Origin of the sequence: Crassaminicella profunda (assembly GCF_019884785.1) — a bacterium.
Taxonomy (GTDB): domain Bacteria; phylum Bacillota; class Clostridia; order Peptostreptococcales; family Thermotaleaceae; genus Crassaminicella; species Crassaminicella profunda.
Map to the genome: position 1 here is coordinate 1,742,985 of NZ_CP082326.1, position 18,045 is coordinate 1,761,029.

The 18,045-nt window shown below is 30.7% G+C and carries 21 protein-coding genes; 18 read left to right on the forward strand and 3 right to left on the reverse strand.

The features are described from left to right. Positions 1-72: 72 nt before the first annotated feature. From K7H06_RS08155 to mnmM, 3 genes are all read left to right on the forward strand, one after another. Positions 73-780, forward strand: a complete 708-nt coding sequence (locus K7H06_RS08155) for a pseudouridine synthase (RefSeq protein WP_223039380.1) — start codon at positions 73-75, stop codon at positions 778-780. Between the two features lie 89 nt (positions 781-869). Further along, positions 870-1,331: a GNAT family N-acetyltransferase gene (locus K7H06_RS08160; protein ID WP_223039381.1), complete on the forward strand. Its 462-nt coding sequence runs from the start codon at positions 870-872 to the stop codon at positions 1,329-1,331. A gap of 15 nt (positions 1,332-1,346) precedes the next feature. Next, a complete protein-coding gene (gene mnmM, locus K7H06_RS08165) occupies positions 1,347-1,913 on the forward strand; it encodes a tRNA 5-(aminomethyl)-2-thiouridylate-methyltransferase MnmM (protein ID WP_223039382.1) in 567 nt (188 codons plus the stop codon). Positions 1,914-1,936: 23 nt separating this feature from the next. Here mnmM and K7H06_RS08170 read toward each other — a convergent pair whose 3' ends face one another. Beyond that, positions 1,937-2,584: a hypothetical protein gene (locus K7H06_RS08170; protein ID WP_281426048.1), complete on the reverse strand. Its 648-nt coding sequence runs from the start codon at positions 2,582-2,584 to the stop codon at positions 1,937-1,939. 110 nt (positions 2,585-2,694) lie between these two features. Between K7H06_RS08170 and surE the strand changes: the two genes are divergently transcribed. From surE to K7H06_RS21575, 14 genes are all read left to right on the forward strand, one after another. Beyond that, complete coding sequence (surE, locus tag K7H06_RS08175; RefSeq protein ID WP_223039384.1) at positions 2,695-3,456, forward strand: 5'/3'-nucleotidase SurE; 762 nt, start codon at positions 2,695-2,697, stop codon at positions 3,454-3,456. Between the two features lie 210 nt (positions 3,457-3,666). Next, a complete protein-coding gene (locus tag K7H06_RS08180; RefSeq protein ID WP_223039385.1) occupies positions 3,667-3,879 on the forward strand; it encodes a 4Fe-4S binding protein in 213 nt (70 codons plus the stop codon). Further along, positions 3,869-5,008: a 2-oxoacid:acceptor oxidoreductase subunit alpha gene (locus K7H06_RS08185; protein WP_223039386.1), complete on the forward strand. Its 1,140-nt coding sequence runs from the start codon at positions 3,869-3,871 to the stop codon at positions 5,006-5,008. Before K7H06_RS08180 ends, K7H06_RS08185 begins: the two co-directional genes overlap by 11 nt. A 34-nt stretch (positions 5,009-5,042) precedes the next feature. After that, positions 5,043-5,831 (forward strand): 2-oxoacid:ferredoxin oxidoreductase subunit beta, encoded by a 789-nt coding sequence (locus K7H06_RS08190; RefSeq protein WP_223039975.1) that lies wholly within the window; start codon positions 5,043-5,045, stop codon positions 5,829-5,831. A gap of 1 nt (position 5,832) precedes the next feature. After that, positions 5,833-6,372 carry a 2-oxoacid:acceptor oxidoreductase family protein gene (locus tag K7H06_RS08195; RefSeq protein WP_223039387.1) on the forward strand — a complete coding sequence of 180 codons (540 nt, stop codon included), beginning with the start codon at positions 5,833-5,835 and terminating at the stop codon, positions 6,370-6,372. 24 nt (positions 6,373-6,396) lie between these two features. After that, positions 6,397-7,269: a MurR/RpiR family transcriptional regulator gene (locus tag K7H06_RS08200; RefSeq protein ID WP_223039388.1), complete on the forward strand. Its 873-nt coding sequence runs from the start codon at positions 6,397-6,399 to the stop codon at positions 7,267-7,269. A gap of 143 nt (positions 7,270-7,412) precedes the next feature. Then, complete coding sequence (locus K7H06_RS08205) at positions 7,413-8,027, forward strand: histidine phosphatase family protein (protein ID WP_223039389.1); 615 nt, start codon at positions 7,413-7,415, stop codon at positions 8,025-8,027. Positions 8,028-8,041: 14 nt separating this feature from the next. Continuing rightward, complete coding sequence (locus K7H06_RS08210; protein WP_223039390.1) at positions 8,042-9,268, forward strand: BaiN/RdsA family NAD(P)/FAD-dependent oxidoreductase; 1,227 nt, start codon at positions 8,042-8,044, stop codon at positions 9,266-9,268. A 35-nt stretch (positions 9,269-9,303) separates the two neighbouring features. Next, complete coding sequence (gene cmk, locus K7H06_RS08215; RefSeq protein ID WP_223039391.1) at positions 9,304-9,951, forward strand: (d)CMP kinase; 648 nt, start codon at positions 9,304-9,306, stop codon at positions 9,949-9,951. Between the two features lie 93 nt (positions 9,952-10,044). Further along, entirely contained in the window at positions 10,045-12,027 is a 1,983-nt protein-coding gene (locus K7H06_RS08220) for a bifunctional 4-hydroxy-3-methylbut-2-enyl diphosphate reductase/30S ribosomal protein S1 (RefSeq protein ID WP_223039392.1), read from the forward strand. 106 nt (positions 12,028-12,133) lie between these two features. Further along, positions 12,134-12,904 (forward strand): CheR family methyltransferase, encoded by a 771-nt coding sequence (locus K7H06_RS08225; RefSeq protein ID WP_223039393.1) that lies wholly within the window; start codon positions 12,134-12,136, stop codon positions 12,902-12,904. Positions 12,905-13,086: 182 nt separating this feature from the next. Beyond that, positions 13,087-13,689 (forward strand): MerR family transcriptional regulator, encoded by a 603-nt coding sequence (locus K7H06_RS08230; protein ID WP_223039394.1) that lies wholly within the window; start codon positions 13,087-13,089, stop codon positions 13,687-13,689. Between the two features lie 210 nt (positions 13,690-13,899). Next, the gene (gene ald, locus K7H06_RS08235) at positions 13,900-15,018 is read left to right on the forward strand and encodes an alanine dehydrogenase (protein WP_223039395.1); all 1,119 of its coding nucleotides are present in this window, start codon (positions 13,900-13,902) and stop codon (positions 15,016-15,018) included. Between the two features lie 212 nt (positions 15,019-15,230). Then, the gene (locus tag K7H06_RS21575; RefSeq protein ID WP_484795925.1) at positions 15,231-15,455 is read left to right on the forward strand and encodes a glutaredoxin family protein; all 225 of its coding nucleotides are present in this window, start codon (positions 15,231-15,233) and stop codon (positions 15,453-15,455) included. A gap of 102 nt (positions 15,456-15,557) precedes the next feature. Here the strand turns inward: K7H06_RS21575 and K7H06_RS08245 are convergent, their stop codons facing one another. After that, a complete protein-coding gene (locus tag K7H06_RS08245) occupies positions 15,558-15,752 on the reverse strand; it encodes a hypothetical protein (protein ID WP_223039397.1) in 195 nt (64 codons plus the stop codon). A gap of 294 nt (positions 15,753-16,046) precedes the next feature. Further along, positions 16,047-17,162: an NADH-dependent flavin oxidoreductase gene (locus tag K7H06_RS08250; RefSeq protein WP_223039398.1), complete on the reverse strand. Its 1,116-nt coding sequence runs from the start codon at positions 17,160-17,162 to the stop codon at positions 16,047-16,049. A gap of 609 nt (positions 17,163-17,771) precedes the next feature. Between K7H06_RS08250 and K7H06_RS08255 the strand changes: the two genes are divergently transcribed. After that, positions 17,772-18,011, forward strand: coding sequence for a YkoF family thiamine/hydroxymethylpyrimidine-binding protein (locus K7H06_RS08255; RefSeq protein WP_223039399.1), 240 nt, complete (start codon positions 17,772-17,774; stop codon positions 18,009-18,011). Positions 18,012-18,045: the final 34 nt, after the last annotated feature.

Sequence of the window (18,045 nt, forward strand, 5' to 3'; positions counted from 1 at the left end):
TAAAGAAAAGTTAGTGTAAAATATATAATAGACTTAAGGTATTTTTCTAACAAAAGAAAAGGAGCGAGTTTTGTGAGATTGCAAAAATATATAGCACATTGTGGGGTTACATCCAGAAGAAAAGCTGAAGAATTAATCAAAGAAGGTAGAGTTAAAGTAAACAAAGAAGTTGTAAAGGATATGGGAGTAGTTATAAATCCTCATAAAGATATTGTTTGTATAGACAATAAGTCCATTCAGTTAGAGGAAAATAAAATATACATCATGCTCAACAAACCAGAAGGATATATAACTACATTATCAGATGAATTTAATAGGTCTACTGTAGCTGACCTTACAAAAGATATTCATGAAAGAATTTATCCTGTAGGAAGACTTGATTATGATACTTCTGGGTTATTGATCATGACAAATGATGGAGATTTATCCTATCGGCTAACACATCCGAAACATGAAATAAAAAAAACTTACATGGCTAAAGTGAAAGGGGTACTAAACAATAAAGAGCTTAATTTATTTCAAAAAGGGATAGATATAGGAGGATATGTAACGGCACCTGCATCTATTAAGGTGTTAAAAGGAGAAAAGGATTATAGTATTGTTGAGGTAATCATTCATGAAGGGAAAAATAGACAGATTCGAAAAATGTTTGAAAAAATTAATCATCCTGTTACACGATTACAAAGAATTGCTGTTGGTAAAATAAAATTAGATCCTCTACAAAAAGGAAAATGGAGACATCTAACAAAAAAAGAGATTGAATACCTAAAATCATGTTAAAATATTTGTATTGTATAGAGGATATGAAGTTTTACATTTATATGATTCAAGTATAATAGATCAAGTAATTTTTATAAGGAGTTGGGAGGATGCTAGAAATTAGGGTAGCAAATCAAGAGGAAATAAATATCATAAAAAAGCTAATAAAAGAGAGCCAATTAAAGATAGAGGGAATAGAAGATTATATTTCAAATTGTATGATTGCTTATGACCAAAAGAAGGCTGTTGCAGCTGCTGGGTTCATAAAAACAGAAAATGTAGCTATTATAAAATTTGTGGTAGTTTCAAAAAATAGACAAAAAGAATATCTAGGGGATGGTATCGTAAAAGCTACTTTAAACTTAGCGGATAAAAAGGGCGTAAAAAGGGTATTTGTAAATGCTGATAAAGAAGAAATATTTTTTGTAAAGGTAGGCTTTAAAGACGTTATTTTAGAGGAAGTTAAAAAGTGTTGTGAGGATATAGATATTTTGAACGAACTGGATGGAAATAAGATCTTACAGGTGATTTTACCAGATTATTTTTTAAAGGCATGCAAATCTCATAAATAAAATAGAGGTGTTGAAATGGATATAAAATATTTAACAAGGCCTACAGAAGTAGCTAAATCTTTTTTAGAACAAGCTTTAAAAAAAGGTGATAGAGCAGTTGATGCAACAATGGGGAATGGAAATGATACATTGTTTTTAGCAAATATTGTAGGAGAAGAAGGTAGAGTAATCTCTTTTGATATACAAGATTTAGCAATTTTGAATACAAGAAAATTGCTTGAAAACAATCATATAAGTAATGTAGATTTAATACAAGATGGACATGAAAATATGGATACTTATATTTGTAATGAAATAAATGGAGCTATGTTTAATTTAGGATATTTACCAAAGGGAGAGCACCATATTGTTACAAAGGCGAAAACTACTATTGCTGCAATTGAGAAATGTTTGACCCTTTTAAAGAAAAATGGAATTATTACTATTGTTATATATTATGGTCATTTTGAAGGAAAAATTGAAAAGGAACAGGTTATAAGCTATGTTGAAAATCTTGAACCCAAGAAGTTTCATGTGATGAAGGTGGATTATATTAATCAAGCCAAAGAACCACCTATGTTGATTACAATTATTAAAAAATAAAACTCCTCTATTTTGGAGTTTTATTAGCAGTCTAGATGTAGATAGATGATATTTGGTTTGTTGCTGTGATATTTGAGTACTTTTACATGGGTATTGTCATTAATTTTATTCCAGCATTTTAAACAGTTGTATCTGCTATGTTTAAGATAGGTTGTTTCTATTTGTAAATCAAGGTTTCCATATTTTTTCCAACTTTTCCAACCTGTTTTGCAAAGGGAGACACGATGGTCATAATCTGCATAGACCCATCTAAGCAATCGATGGAAATGAAAGGGATACTTTGTATAGGTTAAAAATTCATGGGGAAGACCTAGAGAAACTGTATATTCTTCAAAAGTATTTTCAACTTGAGATTGAAGAGGTTCTCCTATGGAGGTACTAGAAAAATTATATTGATTTTCTTTTAAAAATATCCTTAGTTTGTCAAACATGTATCCTCTACATATTTCTATTTTTTCGTCTTTTGACACATGTAATGTTTCAAGTAGGGAACTTACTATATCAACTACTTTATCTAGATATAATTTTTTTTCGAATTGATTACTATGATAAAATTCTAAAGGGATAATATCATAAAAGTACTCTTTAGTTTCGGCTCGCATAGCGCCAATACAAGTACCACCGATTAAGCTGCCGCTTCCGGAGTCGTCAATTTGAATCAAATGTATCACTCCCAATTTAAAAATGATTAATTTTTAATATTAGTATTTGCTTTATATTAAATTACTATTAAAATATTTATGCAATAATTATTAGCATATGATTGAAGGAGGAAAACACTTTGAAAATATTAATCACAAACGATGATGGTATTTTTGCAGAAGGAATATATAAATTAGCGTGTGCATTAGATAAAATTGGGGAGGTATATATTGTAGCACCAGATCGTCAAAGAAGTGCTACAGGACATGCGATAACCATGCATGAACCTCTTAGAGCAGAAAAAATTAAGTTTTTTGATAAAGATTTTCATGCATGGGCAATTAGTGGAACACCTACAGATTGTGTAAAGCTTGCTATAGAATCATTGATTTCAGAAAAAATAGACATTGTCTTCTCAGGAATTAATAAAGGACCTAATTTAGGGACAGATGTACTTTATTCAGGAACCGTTTCTGCTGCTATAGAAGGTGCCATTTTAGGATATCCTGCTGTTGCTGTATCTCTTGCAGATTTTAAAAATGTAAATTATGATGTGGCTGCGGAATTTAGTTGCATTGTAGCAGAAAAAATATTGAAAAATCCATTACCTCCGGATACGTTGTTAAATGTAAATATACCTAATTGTCAAAAAGAAAATATCAAAGGGGTCAATGTAACAACATTGGGTGCAAGAAAGTATAAAAATTCTTTTATAGAGAGAATTGACCCAAGGGGACAGAGTTATTACTGGTTAGGTGGAGAAGTGATTGACGCAAAGAACAATGAAGGAAGTGACATAGATAGTATAAAAAACAATTGTATTACTGTTACACCTATTCACTTTGATCTAACTAAATTTGATTTAATTGAGCAAGTAGATAAATGGAATATGAAGATTTAATGAAGGCGCCATATGCGTCTTTTTTTGCTTGGATAACTGCATACAATAATAACCGTAAACCTGTATAAAAAAATTCGTGTGTGCAATTTGAAAGAAAAATTGCATTATTGTATATTTTTCAAAAAATATGAAATAAAAATTGCATTACGACAATTTTTTTGATATCATAAAAATGTGGAAAACATTAACTTTGGAATGGAGTTGAATAGAATGGCAAACCAGAATGAAAAGAAACTAATCGTAAAAAAAAGCTGGTGTAAGGGCTGTGGAATTTGTGTAGAATTCTGCCCCAAAAACGTGCTTGCTTTAAAACATGAAAAAGTTGAGATTGTAGATATGGAAAATTGTATTAAATGTGGATTATGTGAATTACGCTGTCCTGATTATGCAATTTATCTAGGAGGTATTGAAGATGAAAAATAATAATATAAAATTAATGCAAGGGAATGAAGCCGTTGTAGAAGGTGCCATTGCTGCAGGAATGCGTTTTTATGGAGGATATCCAATAACACCTTCAACAGAAGTAGCAGAAGGTTCTGCACAAAAGCTTCCAAGAGTAGGTGGAAAATTCATTCAAATGGAAGATGAAATTGGTGGTATGGCTGCAACTATTGGGGCTGCACTTACTGGTGTGAAGGCTATGACTGCAACAAGTGGTCCTGGATTTTCATTAAAACAAGAAAACATTGGTTATGCGGCTATGGCTGAAATTCCATGTGTAATTGTAAATGTACAAAGACATGGTCCAAGTACAGGACTTCCAACTTCTCCATCTCAAGGGGATGTAATGCAAGCAAAATGGGGGACACACGGAGACCATCCTATTATTGCTATATCTCCAGGATCAGTAAAAGAAGCTTTTGATTTAACTGTTAGATGTTTCAATCTTGCAGAAAAATATAGAACACCTGTAATCCTTTTAATGGATGAGATTGTTGGACATATGAGAGAAGGAATTAGAATTCCTGATGCTAGCGAAATAGAAATTATTGATCGTAAGAAACCTGCAGATAATGATAACGATTACCTAGCTTATAAAGTTGAAGAGGGAGAATGTGTACCGCCTATGGCAGGATTTGGTGATGGACATAGATATCACGTAACAGGTCTTGTTCATGATGAATCAGGATTCCCAGTAAACAGTAATGCAGTAGCAGATAAACTTTGCACAAGACTTATGACAAAAATTGAAGATAATATTGATGATATTGTAACGTATGAAGAATTATACATGGAAGATGCAGAAATCGTTGTATTAGCTTATGGTGGAACAGCAAGAAGTGCAAAAAGTGCAGTGAAAAAAGCTAGAGAAAAAGGATTAAAAGTAGGTATGTTTAGACCAATTACTATTTGGCCTTTCCCTGAAAAACAAGTAAAAGACTTTGCACAAAAAGCAAAAGGAATCATCGTTGCAGAACTTAACTATGGACAATTAGTTTTAGAAGTTGAAAGAGTAGTAAAAGGAACATCTGATATTTTCCATATTGGAAAAGTTGATGGTGATATTATTACTCCTGACGAGATATTATCTAAAATTGAGGAGGTAATTTAAAGTGGCTAGCACATTAATTCAAAATAATTTTAGAATGGATAAATTACCACATATTTGGTGTCCAGGATGTGGACATGGAATTTTAATGAGAAGTATTGCTCAAGCAATAGAAAATTTAGGATTAGATAAGGATAAAGTATGTATCGTATCTGGTATTGGATGTTCTTCAAGAGCACCTGGATATATGGATTTTAATACACTTCATACTACACATGGTAGAGCTTTAGCTTTTGCAACAGGCGTGAAAATGGCTAACCCAGAATTGGAAGTTATTGTAATCACTGGTGATGGTGATGCAACAGCAATCGGAGGAAACCATTTAATTCATGCTTGTAGAAGAAATATCAACATTACAACAATCGTTTTCAACAATAATATCTATGGAATGACAGGTGGTCAATATTCTCCAACAACACCTACTGGAGATTTAGGTACTACAGCTCCTTATGGAAATATAGATAGACCGTTTAATATTCCAGAATTAGCAGCTGCTGCAGGAGCAACATATGTAGGTCGTGCTACTGCTTATCATGCAAATCAATTAATAAAGCTTGTAGAAAAAGGTATTCAAAATAAAGGATTCTCATTAATCGAAGGACTTAGTGTATGTCCTACTTACTATGGAAGAAAGAATAAAAAAGGATCAGCTGTAAACATTATGCAGTGGCAAAAAGCGACAGCAGTTGATGTTAAAGTTGCAGAAAAACTTTCTCCAGAGCAGCTTGAAGGGAAATTCTTAATAGGAGAATTCAAAAATACTACAGCACCAGAATATACTGAAGAGTATCAAAAAATAATTGATAGATTTACAAAGGAGAGATAGTATGTCTAAGCAAATGGAATTAAGATTAACTGGTTCAGGCGGACAAGGTCTTATTTTAGGTGGAATAATCCTAGCTGAGGCAGCAATCATGGACGGTAAGAACGCTATTCAATCACAATCTTATGGTCCAGAAGCTCGTGGAGGTGCTAGTAAAGCAGAAGTTCTTATTAGTACTGAGGAAATTGATTTTCCAAAGGTTCAAACAGCAGATCTTCTATTATCTTTAACACAAGTAGCATGTGATAAATATGTTGATTTAATTGGAAAAGAAGGTCTATTATTAGTGGATTCAACTGTAAAGGTACCTGAAAATACACAGGCAGGAGAAGTAGTTCAAATTCCAATACTTGAAACTGCTAGTGAAGTAATTGGAAAGCCAATGGTTGCAAATATTATTGCAATTGGTGCTATTAATGCTGTATTAAATATTGTATCAAAAGAATCTCTTGAAGCAGCAGTTTTAAATAGAGTACCAAAAGGAACAGAAGAATTAAATCGCCGTGCTTTAGAAGAAGGCTACAAGCTTGGAGCTAGAGCATAGATTTAGTCTAGAAAGGGAATTCCCATGAAAAATGATCATACAGATTTAATTAAAATTATTCAAAAAAGCTTTTCGAGACTGAGTAAAGGTCAGAAATTAATTGCGCAATTTATTACAAATAATTATGATAAAGCAGCATTTATGACTGCTTCTAAATTAGGAAATAAAGTAGGTGTTAGTGAGTCTACAGTTGTAAGATTTGCTAATGCATTAGGATATGATGGATATCCACAACTACAAAAAGAATTACAAGAATTAATTAAGACAAAATTAACAACTGTTCAAAGATTAGAAATGTCAGATGATTATACAAATGAAGGTGCTGTTCTTAAAAAAGTATTAAAAGCAGATATGGATAATATTAAAGCTACCATTGAAGAAATAGATGATGAAGTTTTTCAAAATGTAGTGGACAGTGTATTCAAAGCTAAGAGAGTTTATATCTTAGGATTAAGAAGTTCAAGTACATTAGCAGAATATTTAGGATTCTATTTAAATTTGATACTAGATAATGTAAAAATAGTAACAGCAGGAGTTAGTGATGTTTACGAACAGATGTTAAGAGTTGGAAAAGATGATGTAGTGATTGGTATTAGTTTCCCAAGATATTCTACAAACACATTAAATGCATTAAACTATACAAAAGAATTAGGTGCTACTGTAATAGGGATCACAGATAGTCAAGTTTCTCCAATTGCATCTATTTCTGATTATACATTGGTTGCAAGAAGTAATATGGTTTCTTTTGTAGATTCATTAGTTGCGCCTTTAAGTTTAATTAATGCATTGGTAGTAGCAGTTGGAATGAAAGAAAAATCTGAGATATCAAGTACTTTTGATAGATTAGAAAAGATTTGGGAAAAACATAATGTCTATAATTATAAAAATACATTATAATAATAAGATAAAAAAAACTACGGAATTCCGTAGTTTTTTATCTTGTTATTATAGGTTTTATATTTATATAAAAATGGAAAAAATAATTAGAAAAGCTTAATTTAATGGTATAATAGATTTGGTATTTTTAAGGGGGAGAAAATATGACAAGATTATATCTCATAAGACATGGACAAACGAAATGGAATCTTGAATCTAGAGCACAAGGATCAAAAAATGTAGAACTTACCCAAAAGGGACGTAATCAAGCTGCGCTTTTAGCGGAAAAAATGAAAAATTATGAAATTGATTGCATTTATAGTAGTGATTTAGATAGAGCATATGAAACAGCTAAAATGATTGGGGAAAAAATGAACTTAGAAGTTAAAAAAATAGATGGGTTAAGAGAAATGTCTTTTGGAGAATGGGAAGGTTTAACCAATGAAGAAATTCAAAAGGACTATTTTGAGCATTATACAGTATGGAGAAGTGATCCTCATAAAGCTATGATTCCAGGAGGAGAGAAACTTTTAGATGTACAAAAAAGAGGACTAAAGGCCATTAACAATATTGTAAAGGAAAATGAAAATAAAAATATCATTGTTGTATCTCATGGTGTTGCCATAAAGTCAATTATACTTGGGCTAATGGATATAGATCTTTCTTATTTTTATAAAATAAGACAAGATAATACTTCTATGAATTTAATTGAATATAAATCTTATGGGCCAGTACTTGTGACATTAAATAATACTTCTCATTTAGAAAATAATAAGTAGAGGGTGATAAATAATTGGAAAAAGTAGTTGTTATTGGAGGCGGTGCTGCTGGTATGATTGCAGCAGGTACAGCTGCATCTAGAGGAAAGCAGGTTATATTATTAGAAAAAAATGATAAACTAGGAAAGAAAGTTTATATTACAGGTAAAGGAAGATGTAATGTTACAAATAATAGTGATATTGAAGAACTATTGAATCATGTAGCAACTAATAAAAACTTTTTATATAGTGCTTTTTATACTTTCACAAATGATAACTTAATCAATTTACTCAATAACTATGGTACGCCTACTAAAGTAGAAAGAGGAAATAGGGTATTTCCTAAATCTGACAAATCAAGTGATGTGATTAAAGCTTTAGAAAAATATATGGTATCTCATGGCGTTGATATAAGATTAAATACAGAAGTAAAAGAAATATTAACAAAAGATAAAAAAATCCTTGGTGTTAAATTATCTGATAACCAAAATATAAATTGTGACAAAATTATTATTGCTACAGGTGGAATGTCTTATCCTACTACTGGATCAACAGGAGATGGATATAAATTTGCCAAAGGAATAGGGCATAATATAAAGTCATTAAAGCCAGCATTAGTACCTTTAGAAGTAGAGGAAGATTGGATTAAACAGCTACAAGGATTATCTTTAAAAAATGTTTCATTAAAAACAGCTTATAAGGATAAAGAGATTCATACAGAATTTGGAGAAATGATTTTCACGCACTTTGGCATATCTGGTCCGATTGTTTTGAGTATGAGTAGTTATATTAGTGATTATTTAAAAAATAAAAAGATTCAAGCTTTTTTAAACCTTAAGCCTGCTTTAGATGAAGAGAAGCTAGATAAAAGAATGATCAGGGATTTTGAAAAATACTCCAAGAAACAGTTTAAAAATGCCCTAAGTGATTTACTTCCTTCTAAATTGATTCCTGTAATCATTCGATTATCAGGTATACGAGAAGATAAATATGTAAACCAAATAACGAAAGATGAGAGAAAAGGATTAGTCAATTTATTGCTTAATTTACCTATGACAATTACGAGGACAAGGCCTGTAAAGGAAGCAATCATAACATCAGGAGGAATTGATGTAAAGGAAATTAATCCATCTACTATGGAATCTAAAAAAATGGAAGGGCTATATTTTACAGGAGAAGTATTAGATGTAGATGCTTTAACTGGAGGATATAATCTTCAGATTGCTTTTTCAACTGGATATTTGGCAGGAATTAGTGTATAAATAAAGAGATGAACGTAAAAGAAAGGAAATAGACCATGAAAAATATAAGTATTGCTTTAGACGGTCCGGCAGGGGCAGGTAAAAGTACTATAGCAAAAATAATTGCGAAACATAAAAATTTAACTTATATAGATACAGGCGCTATGTATAGGGCTATTGCACTTAAAATATTAAGAAAAGGTATAGATGTAAATAAAGAAAAAAGTGTACAAGACATTTTATTAGTAAGCAATATTGATTTAGAAGGAAATGATATTTTTCTTGATGGAAATTTAGTTACTGAAGAGATTCGTACGCCAAAAGTGAATAATTTTGTTTCCCATGTAGCAAAAATTTCTTCAGTAAGAATGAAAATGGTAGAGCTTCAAAGAAATATAGCAGCAAACAAAAATGTTATTATGGATGGAAGGGACATAGGAACTTATGTAATACCTAATGCTACCTATAAATTTTACTTAACAGCATCTATCGAAGAAAGAGCAAAAAGAAGATTTGTAGAGTTAAGAGACAAAGGTTTTGATACCACCCTTGAAATCGTAAAGGAAGAAATAAAAAATAGAGATAAAATGGATACAGAGAGAGAGTTTGCTCCTTTAAAAAAAGCAGAAGATGCTATTGAAGTGGATACAACTGGAAAATATATACAGGATGTTGTTAACGAAATATTACAGTATTTGAAATAAAATATATTTTATAAGCTTTTTATTTATTTTAAGAAGGACTTTTGTAATAATATGTAGAATCTAATAAAAATGGGCTTAGGAGGGATAATAATATTGAAAATAATTATTGCTGACAATGCAGGATTCTGCTTTGGTGTAAAACAAGCTATGAATAAAACAATTAATGCTATTGGTAATACGAACAGTAAAAAAATATATACCTATGGACCTTTAATACATAATAATCAAGTCATCAATAAATTAGAAGGTATGGGTGTTTCTGCTGTAGAGAACTTAGAAGATGCTAAAGAAAGCACCTTAATCATCCGTTCTCATGGGGTGCCTATTCATATATATGATTTAGCTAAGCAATGGAATATTGAAATCATTGATGCTACTTGTCCCTTTGTGAGAAAAGTTCAAAAAACTGCAAAAGAATATTATGATCAAGGGTACACGATTATTATTATAGGAAATCCTAAGCATCCAGAAGTCATAGGTATTAATGGATGGTGTAATAATAATGCATATATTGTTCAAACGTTAGAAGATATTGATGCTATTAAGCATTGGGAAAAAATATGCGTTGTAGCCCAAACAACTATTACATTGGATTTATGGAATAGTGTAGTTGAAAAGCTTAATGAAAAAGCGACTGTTTTTGAGAAATTTAATACTATTTGTACTGCAACGAAGGAAAGGCAAAAAGCTTGTGGTAATGTTGCAAAAGAAGTAGATGCAATGATTGTCATTGGTGGTTATCATAGTTCAAATACTCAAAAACTTGTACAGATAGGGAAAAAGTATTGTAAAAATACTTATCATATAGAAACAGCTGATGAATTACCAATAGAAGAGTTAAAAAATTTGAATAAAATTGGAGTTACAGCTGGTGCATCTACGCCAGACTGGATTATTAAGGAGGCTATTGAAAAAATGAATAACATGGAACATGAAAATAATGAAATGATGAAAATGATGGAAGAAATTGAAAACAGTTTGACAGTACCTAGAAGAGGAAATACAGTGAATGGTACTGTTATCCATGTAACAGATAAAGAAATTATGGTTAATATTGGATATAAATCTGATGGAATTATTCCTAAACATGAGATTTCAAATGATCCATTGGTAAATCCTCATGATATTGCAAAAGAAGGGGATCCTATTGAAGCATATGTTTTAAGAACTGATGATGGAGAAGGAAATATCCTTTTATCTAAAAAAAGAGTAGATGCAGAAAAATATTGGGAAAACTTAGAAGAAGTGAAAGCGGAAAATAAGACACTAAAAGTAAAAGTTCTTCAAGTTGTTAAAGGTGGAGTTATTGCTGCATATAAAGAAATTACAGGTTTTATACCAGCGTCACAATTATCAACAAGTTATGTAGATGATTTACAAGAATATGTTGGAAAAGAACTTCATGTAAAGATCATTGATTTAGATTTCAGAAAGAAAAAAGTTGTATTTTCACGAAGAGTTGTTAAGAAAGAAGAAAATGAAATTAAAAGACGTTTATTATGGGAGAGTATAGAAAAAGGTAAGACTATTGAGGGTGAAGTAAAAAGACTTGCAGATTTTGGAGCCTTTGTTGATATTGGTGGAATGGACGGATTAGTTCATATTTCAGACCTTTCATGGGGAAGAGTAAATCATCCAAAAGAGGTTGTAAAAATTGGAGATAAAATTAAAGTTGTTATATTAGATTTTGATAAAGAAAAAAATAGAATTTCATTAGGACTTAAGCAAACAACTCCTGAGCCATGGGGAAATATTGAAGGAAAATATAATGTTGGTGATATTGTAGATGGGAAAGTTGTAAAGCTAGTAGATTTCGGAGCTTTTGTTGAACTTGAGCCTGGTGTAGATGGACTAGTGCATATTTCTCAAATAGCTGATCGCCACATTGCAAAGGCATCTGAGGAAGTTCATGTTGGTCAAACGGTAAAAGTAAAAATACTAGATTTGAATAAAGAAAATAAACGAATTAGTTTAAGTATGAAAGAAGCTGTAGAAGGTGCAAATGATACAAATGTAGAAATCATCAATGAAGATGAACCTACTACAATAGGTGAAATATTAGAATCTAAAGAATAAGGAAGATACATCTTCCTTATTTTTTTCTTGAAATTCGTAATGCTTTATAAGAAAATAGAAGTAGGATGTGATTCGAAAAAATTCAGAATACTAAAGGGGATGAAAAATGATTAATTACGAGAAATTCAAAGAAAAAGTATATAAAAAGACAGGCATTAATTTATCTTATTATAAAGAAAGACAAATGAAGAGAAGAATTGATTCTTTAATTAAAAGAAATAATTTTACAAACTATGAAGATTATTATAATGCTATAACTAAGGATAAAAAACTTTTTGATGAGTTTATTAATTATCTAACAATAAACGTATCAGAGTTTTTTAGAAATTCAAGTCAATGGACGATCCTACAGAAGGAAATATTTCCTGCCCTTTTAAAAAATAAAAAAACTCTAAAAATTTGGAGTGCTGCATGTTCTACTGGTGATGAGCCTTATTCTCTTGTAATGGCATTAAGCGAATTAGTACCACTAAAGTCTATAAAAATATTAGCTACGGATCTTGATAAGGAAGCAATCAACAAAGCTAAAAATGGTGTATATTCTAAAAAGAGTATTGAGAATGTACCAAAGCATCTGGCGAGTAAATATTTTGAAAAAATTGGAGATGCTTATAAAGTTTGTGATGATATCAAAGCTTGTGTTCAATTTAAACAGCATAATTTATTGAATGATAAATATCCAGACCAGTGTGACTTAATTGTATGTAGAAATGTGATGATTTATTTTACAGAAGAATCTAAAGAAATCATGTATAAAAAATTTCATGATGCATTAAATGATGAAGGTATATTGTTTGTTGGCAGTACCGAACAAATTATTTTACCTACAAGATATAATTTAGATTCTCATAGAACTTTTTTTTATAAAAAAATATAAACCTTTTATTTCCGACAGAATACTATGTATTTGTATATACTTATTACAAATATATAGTATTTTTTATTTATGCATTAAAAAGTATGTAAAATGCTGACCGAAATTGCTATTGAAATACATTGGGATGAGAGAGGATTTAAAGGTTCAATCAAGAATAGTAAAATTAGATGGGAGGGATTCTAGTGTTTGATAAAGAGAAAAGATATTCTATTTCCGAAGTTAGTAAAATAACAGGATATGAACCCCATGTACTAAGATATTATGAAAATGATTTTAATTTAGAAATACCGAGAACAAAATCTAATCGGAGATATTATACCTATAAGGAAATCGAACAAATTATTTACATAAAGGAACTTCAGCAAAAGGGATTAACCAATAAGCAGATTAAACTTATTCTTGAATCTCCAGAATTAGTTTTACCTGCATCAAGTGAGGTTGCTGCCACTAGTTCTGAGGAGTTAAGTATTGTAGAAGATCATTCTTCAGATATTGTACAAGTGGTATGTAGCAATATGAATGAGTCTATTAATAATAATATTAGTTTTAAACTTGAAGAAATGAAGGAGGAGATTATAGACTCTATAGATTCTATGCTGAAAGAAAAAGATGAAATAGAGCATGCTGATTCAATACGAAAAGAAAAGGATGTTTTAATATGTGAAAATGCTAGATTGAAGATGAAGGTAAAGGAAAAGAGCTATGAATTGGCTCAATTAAAAGAAAAGATGAGCCGATTAGATCAACAAAAAATACCTTTTTGGAAAAAAATATTTTCAAAATAAAATGGATGAAGAAAGTAGTCAATATATAATTAATCAATGTATAAAATTCTGAAAATTGAATATAAACATTCTTTTTTAATATATTTAAAAAATTAAAATCATTCAAAAAATAGCTGTTATGTTTTTCCTAAATATGGTATAATACATTTAAGACAAGCACTAATGATTAGTGTAAATATTAACAAAAAATTTTATGATGAGGTGATTGACATGATAGTAGGAATTCCAAAGGAAATTAAAAACAATGAGAACAGAGTGGCTATAACACCTGCCGGCGTAGAAGCTTTTGTTAAAGCAGGGCATGAAGTTATCATTGAAAACAATGCTGGTGTTGGAAGTGGCTTTAGTAATGAAGTTTATGAAGATGCAGGTGCGAAAATAATTCCTACCCCTAAGGAAGTATTTGACCAAGCTGATATGATTATCAAAGTTAAGGAACCTCTAAAAGAAGAATACGATTACTTTAAAGAAGGACAAATATTATATACATATTTACATTTAGCTCCAGAACCAGAATTAACTAAAGCCCTTATAGAAAAGAAAGTAGTTGGTATTGCCTATGAAACAGTTCAACTTGAGGATCGTTCTCTTCCACTACTTATGCCTATGAGTATGATAGCAGGAAGAATGGCAACTCAAATTGGTGCTCAATTCTTAGAAAAGCATGAAGGCGGAAAAGGCGTATTATTAGGTGGAGTACCAAGTGTTGCTCCAGCTGAAGTTGTAGTAGTAGGTGGCGGTATTGTTGGAACAAATGCAGCTAAAATGGCTGTTGGTCTTGGCGCAAATGTAACGATTTTAGATGTAAGTATGAGCAGACTTATTTATTTAGATGATATTTTTGGTGGAAGAGTAAACACTGTTATGTCAAATAGCTATAATATTGCAGAAGCTGTTAGAAAAGCAGATTTAGTAATAGGTTCTGTATTAATCCCAGGAGCAAAAGCACCTAAATTAGTAACAGAAGATATGGTTAAGACAATGGCACCAGGTTCTGTACTTGTTGATGTTGCTATTGACCAAGGTGGTTGTATAGAAACAATCGATAAAATCTCTACTCATGACAATCCTACATATGAAAAATTTGGTGTTCTTCATTATGCAGTTGCAAATATGCCAGGTGCAGTAGCAAGAACATCTACTCTAGCATTAACAAATACTACTTTAAAATATGGATTAGATATAGCTAATAAAGGTTATTTACAAGCAATTAAGGATGATAAAGCGTTAGCTAAAGGTGTTAACGTAATTGATGGAAAGATTACTTTTGAAGCAGTAGCAAAAGCACATGATCTTGAGTATACTCCACTTGAAGAAATTATTGGATAATTATAAGAATATGAAAAATCCTTCTTGAAATTTTGAGAAGGATTTTTTTTAGTAAATGAATAATATTGTTGATTTCTATTAAGATGAGGACATAAATAAGTTTAATATTCTAAGATAATATTTAGTCATTTTGCATATGAATTTTTCGAATGACATATGTGCAAAATAATTAAATACTAGAATAAATAAAAAATATAGAAAGGAACTACAAAATGGAAAAAATCAAAGTGTTTACTACAAAAACATGACCTCATTGTGCAACTGTGAAAGAGTATCTTTCACAAAAAGGAGCATCCTTTGAAGAAGTGGATGTAACAAGTAATATGGATGCAAGAAAAGAATTGATGAAAGAAAGAATTATGGCAGTACCTGTTGTGAAGATCGATGATGAATATATTGTTGGTTTTGATAAAGAAAAATTAGATAAATTAATGTAAAGAATCATGCCTTCTATAGGCATGGTTTTTAATTATTTCGTGATGATCTTCTTTGGGTTTGGGGATGATGATTATAGAATAGATAGTCAGTGTGATTTGTGACTAATAGATATCTGTATTTGCCATAAGTAGAACAGCAGCAATTACAATAAGCACATTTACTGTTATTAATATTTGGGTAAGCATTTTATTTTCAAGGATTCTTTGTATGATGGAATCAATGTATTTTACCATATATATTGCAATACAATTAAGCAAAACACCAAAAATCAACTGTTGAAAAGAGATAGGTAACATATAAATTAACCTCCTTTCCAAAATGGATTTTTTATAATTGTTTTATAGACCATTTGCTATCACCTCCTTTGAATTTATTAGTAGACGGATTTCAAGTGTTTCGTAGATAAATATTGCAACAATGGTGAACATCATCCCCATAAAATTAATAAACAATTAGTATATGTAAACTTAATCAAAATTATATAGTTAATTTAACCATTTTTATAAAAAATTATGTGGATTTAAAACTCATAAGGGAGTTTTTTAGGGAGCGGCCTAGTTTTGGCCGCATCAAGGTTCTTACTATCCTAATTATTCAGACCTTTTTATTTTAAACCAACCTGGGAAACTAGCAATTTTATTGGCCATTCTGATTGGAATATTTTGTTTTTCAAGGTTTTCCATATCTATGTAATTTTGAATTTCTTCGCTAGCTTTTATCTTTCTAATCCAATTAGGGTCTGTGACTATAGCTTGCCCTATAGAAACTAGATTGTATCCTACATTGTTCAAAGCATCTTCTACGTCTGCTTTGGAATATATGCTTCCTACTCCAATTATTGGCTTTCTTCCGTTAACCTTTTCCAGTAATAACTTTCCTATGATTCTTTTATCACTTGGATTTCTTATTGATGTAGCTTTGTAATGCATTAGAGATACATGCATATAATCAATTTCTTGATCTGCTAATTTGTCTACTAGATATAAGGTATCTTCTAATGTAATTCCTTTCTCTTCCATTTCTTCTGGGGAGAATCTATAGCCAATTATAAATTTTGTATTACTGTATTGAGTTCTTGCTTTATTTGCAGCCTTTATGATTTCAAGTGGGAAACGCAGTCTTTTCTCACTTGTTCCACCCCATTCATCTGTTCGGCGATTAGTTTCTGCTGAAAAGAATTGTTGAATCAAGAATTTGTTTGAACCATGGATTTCAATACCATCAAAGCCTGCTTCAATTGCTCTTCTAGTTGTTTCGTAAAAGTCATGAATAAACTCTTGGATTTCTTCATGAGTCATTTCTTTTGGTGTTTCCATTTCTGCTTCCATTCCAAAAACATTATACATAGATTTAACTGCTGAAGCACTAATGAGTTGCCCGTTGTTAGGCAAAGCCATTCTACCACCATGGAATATTTGAAGAATAGCCTTTGCACCTTGCGATTTTATTGAATTTGATAGTTTTTTTAGTGAAGGTATAAATTCATCACTACCCGCATAAAACTCGTTTTCAAATGCCTGCCCATTTGGTTGAAAGAAAGTACATCCTGTAATAACCATTCCTGCTTCTTTTGATCTAGCTATATAATAATCGACTTCTTCATCTGAAATCGTTAGATTATCATTTGAAGACCATGTTGTTAAAGGTGCCAAAACAATTTTATTTCTTAATTTCACGTTTTCTTTAAGTATAAATTCATTAAACATTTGAATCCCCCTCTGCAACTAATCGATAGCAATGATAATTATTATCATTCACTTATTGAAAAATATATCATTATAAGTTAAATATGTCAATATCTTAATTTATACACAAAGGGGCGGTTATGTTGTATGATATTGAAAATTATAAGAATGAACATTGTTTGAGTGGTCTTAAATTTTTAGCATCTACAATTTCATCACAATTTAGTTTTCTAAAATTTTCAATTTTTAAAGTGGGGTTAGAATTATAATAGTTTTATAAAAAAATTGAGGATTAATATGAAAAAGCAGGAAAGGGTTACAATAGTCCCTTCCTGCTCATTCAGGAATAATACATATGTAAAAGAAGAATCTATTACTAGATAATATAACCAAAAAAGAAAAATATACGCATTAAATGTAAGGTCAGAAGGATAAAAATCAAAAGAAGTGATTAATAACACTTTTTTTGATAGAGACTAACTATGACAAACAAACGAATCAACATTATACATACATGTTCCAAAATAATACCACTGAGTGTCAAGCCATATCCAGCCACCTATGTATATTATCTTTGTTCATTAACATACTATTATTGAATATTAAAATAATGAAAGGATGAACAAAAATATGATTACAGCAGAAGTAGCGGTATATCCAATGAAAACTTCTAATGCTACAAATGCAATTAACAATTCTATTAACACATTGAAAGCAAATAATGTTAGTTACACTGTAAATTCTATGAATACTCAATTAACAGGGACAAAGGCACAGATATTTAATAGTTTAGAATCAATGTTTACAGAAGCAGAGAATACTGGAGGAGAAGTAAGTATGGTAGTTACAATAACTAATGCAAGTAAATAGTTAAAAGGCAGGTACTCAGAAATGGGTGCCTTTT

Bases quoted from the DNA above. Each gene is read 5' to 3' on its own strand.
- K7H06_RS08160 (WP_223039381.1), top strand. From the start codon at position 870: ATGCTAGAAATTAGGGTAGCAAATCAAGAGGAAATAAATATCATAAAA.
- mnmM (WP_223039382.1), top strand. From the start codon at position 1,347: ATGGATATAAAATATTTAACAAGGCCTACAGAAGTAGCTAAATCTTTT.
- K7H06_RS08180 (WP_223039385.1), top strand. From the start codon at position 3,667: ATGGCAAACCAGAATGAAAAGAAACTAATCGTAAAAAAAAGCTGGTGT.
- K7H06_RS08185 (WP_223039386.1), top strand. From the start codon at position 3,869: ATGAAAAATAATAATATAAAATTAATGCAAGGGAATGAAGCCGTTGTA.
- K7H06_RS08190 (WP_223039975.1), top strand. From the start codon at position 5,043: ATGGATAAATTACCACATATTTGGTGTCCAGGATGTGGACATGGAATT.
- K7H06_RS08195 (WP_223039387.1), top strand. From the start codon at position 5,833: ATGTCTAAGCAAATGGAATTAAGATTAACTGGTTCAGGCGGACAAGGT.
- K7H06_RS08200 (WP_223039388.1), top strand. From the start codon at position 6,397: ATGAAAAATGATCATACAGATTTAATTAAAATTATTCAAAAAAGCTTT.
- K7H06_RS08205 (WP_223039389.1), top strand. From the start codon at position 7,413: ATGACAAGATTATATCTCATAAGACATGGACAAACGAAATGGAATCTT.
- cmk (WP_223039391.1), top strand. From the start codon at position 9,304: ATGAAAAATATAAGTATTGCTTTAGACGGTCCGGCAGGGGCAGGTAAA.
- K7H06_RS08225 (WP_223039393.1), top strand. From the start codon at position 12,134: ATGATTAATTACGAGAAATTCAAAGAAAAAGTATATAAAAAGACAGGC.
- ald (WP_223039395.1), top strand. From the start codon at position 13,900: ATGATAGTAGGAATTCCAAAGGAAATTAAAAACAATGAGAACAGAGTG.
- K7H06_RS08245 (WP_223039397.1), bottom strand. From the start codon at position 15,752: ATGTTACCTATCTCTTTTCAACAGTTGATTTTTGGTGTTTTGCTTAAT.
- K7H06_RS08250 (WP_223039398.1), bottom strand. From the start codon at position 17,162: ATGTTTAATGAATTTATACTTAAAGAAAACGTGAAATTAAGAAATAAA.
- K7H06_RS08255 (WP_223039399.1), top strand. From the start codon at position 17,772: ATGATTACAGCAGAAGTAGCGGTATATCCAATGAAAACTTCTAATGCT.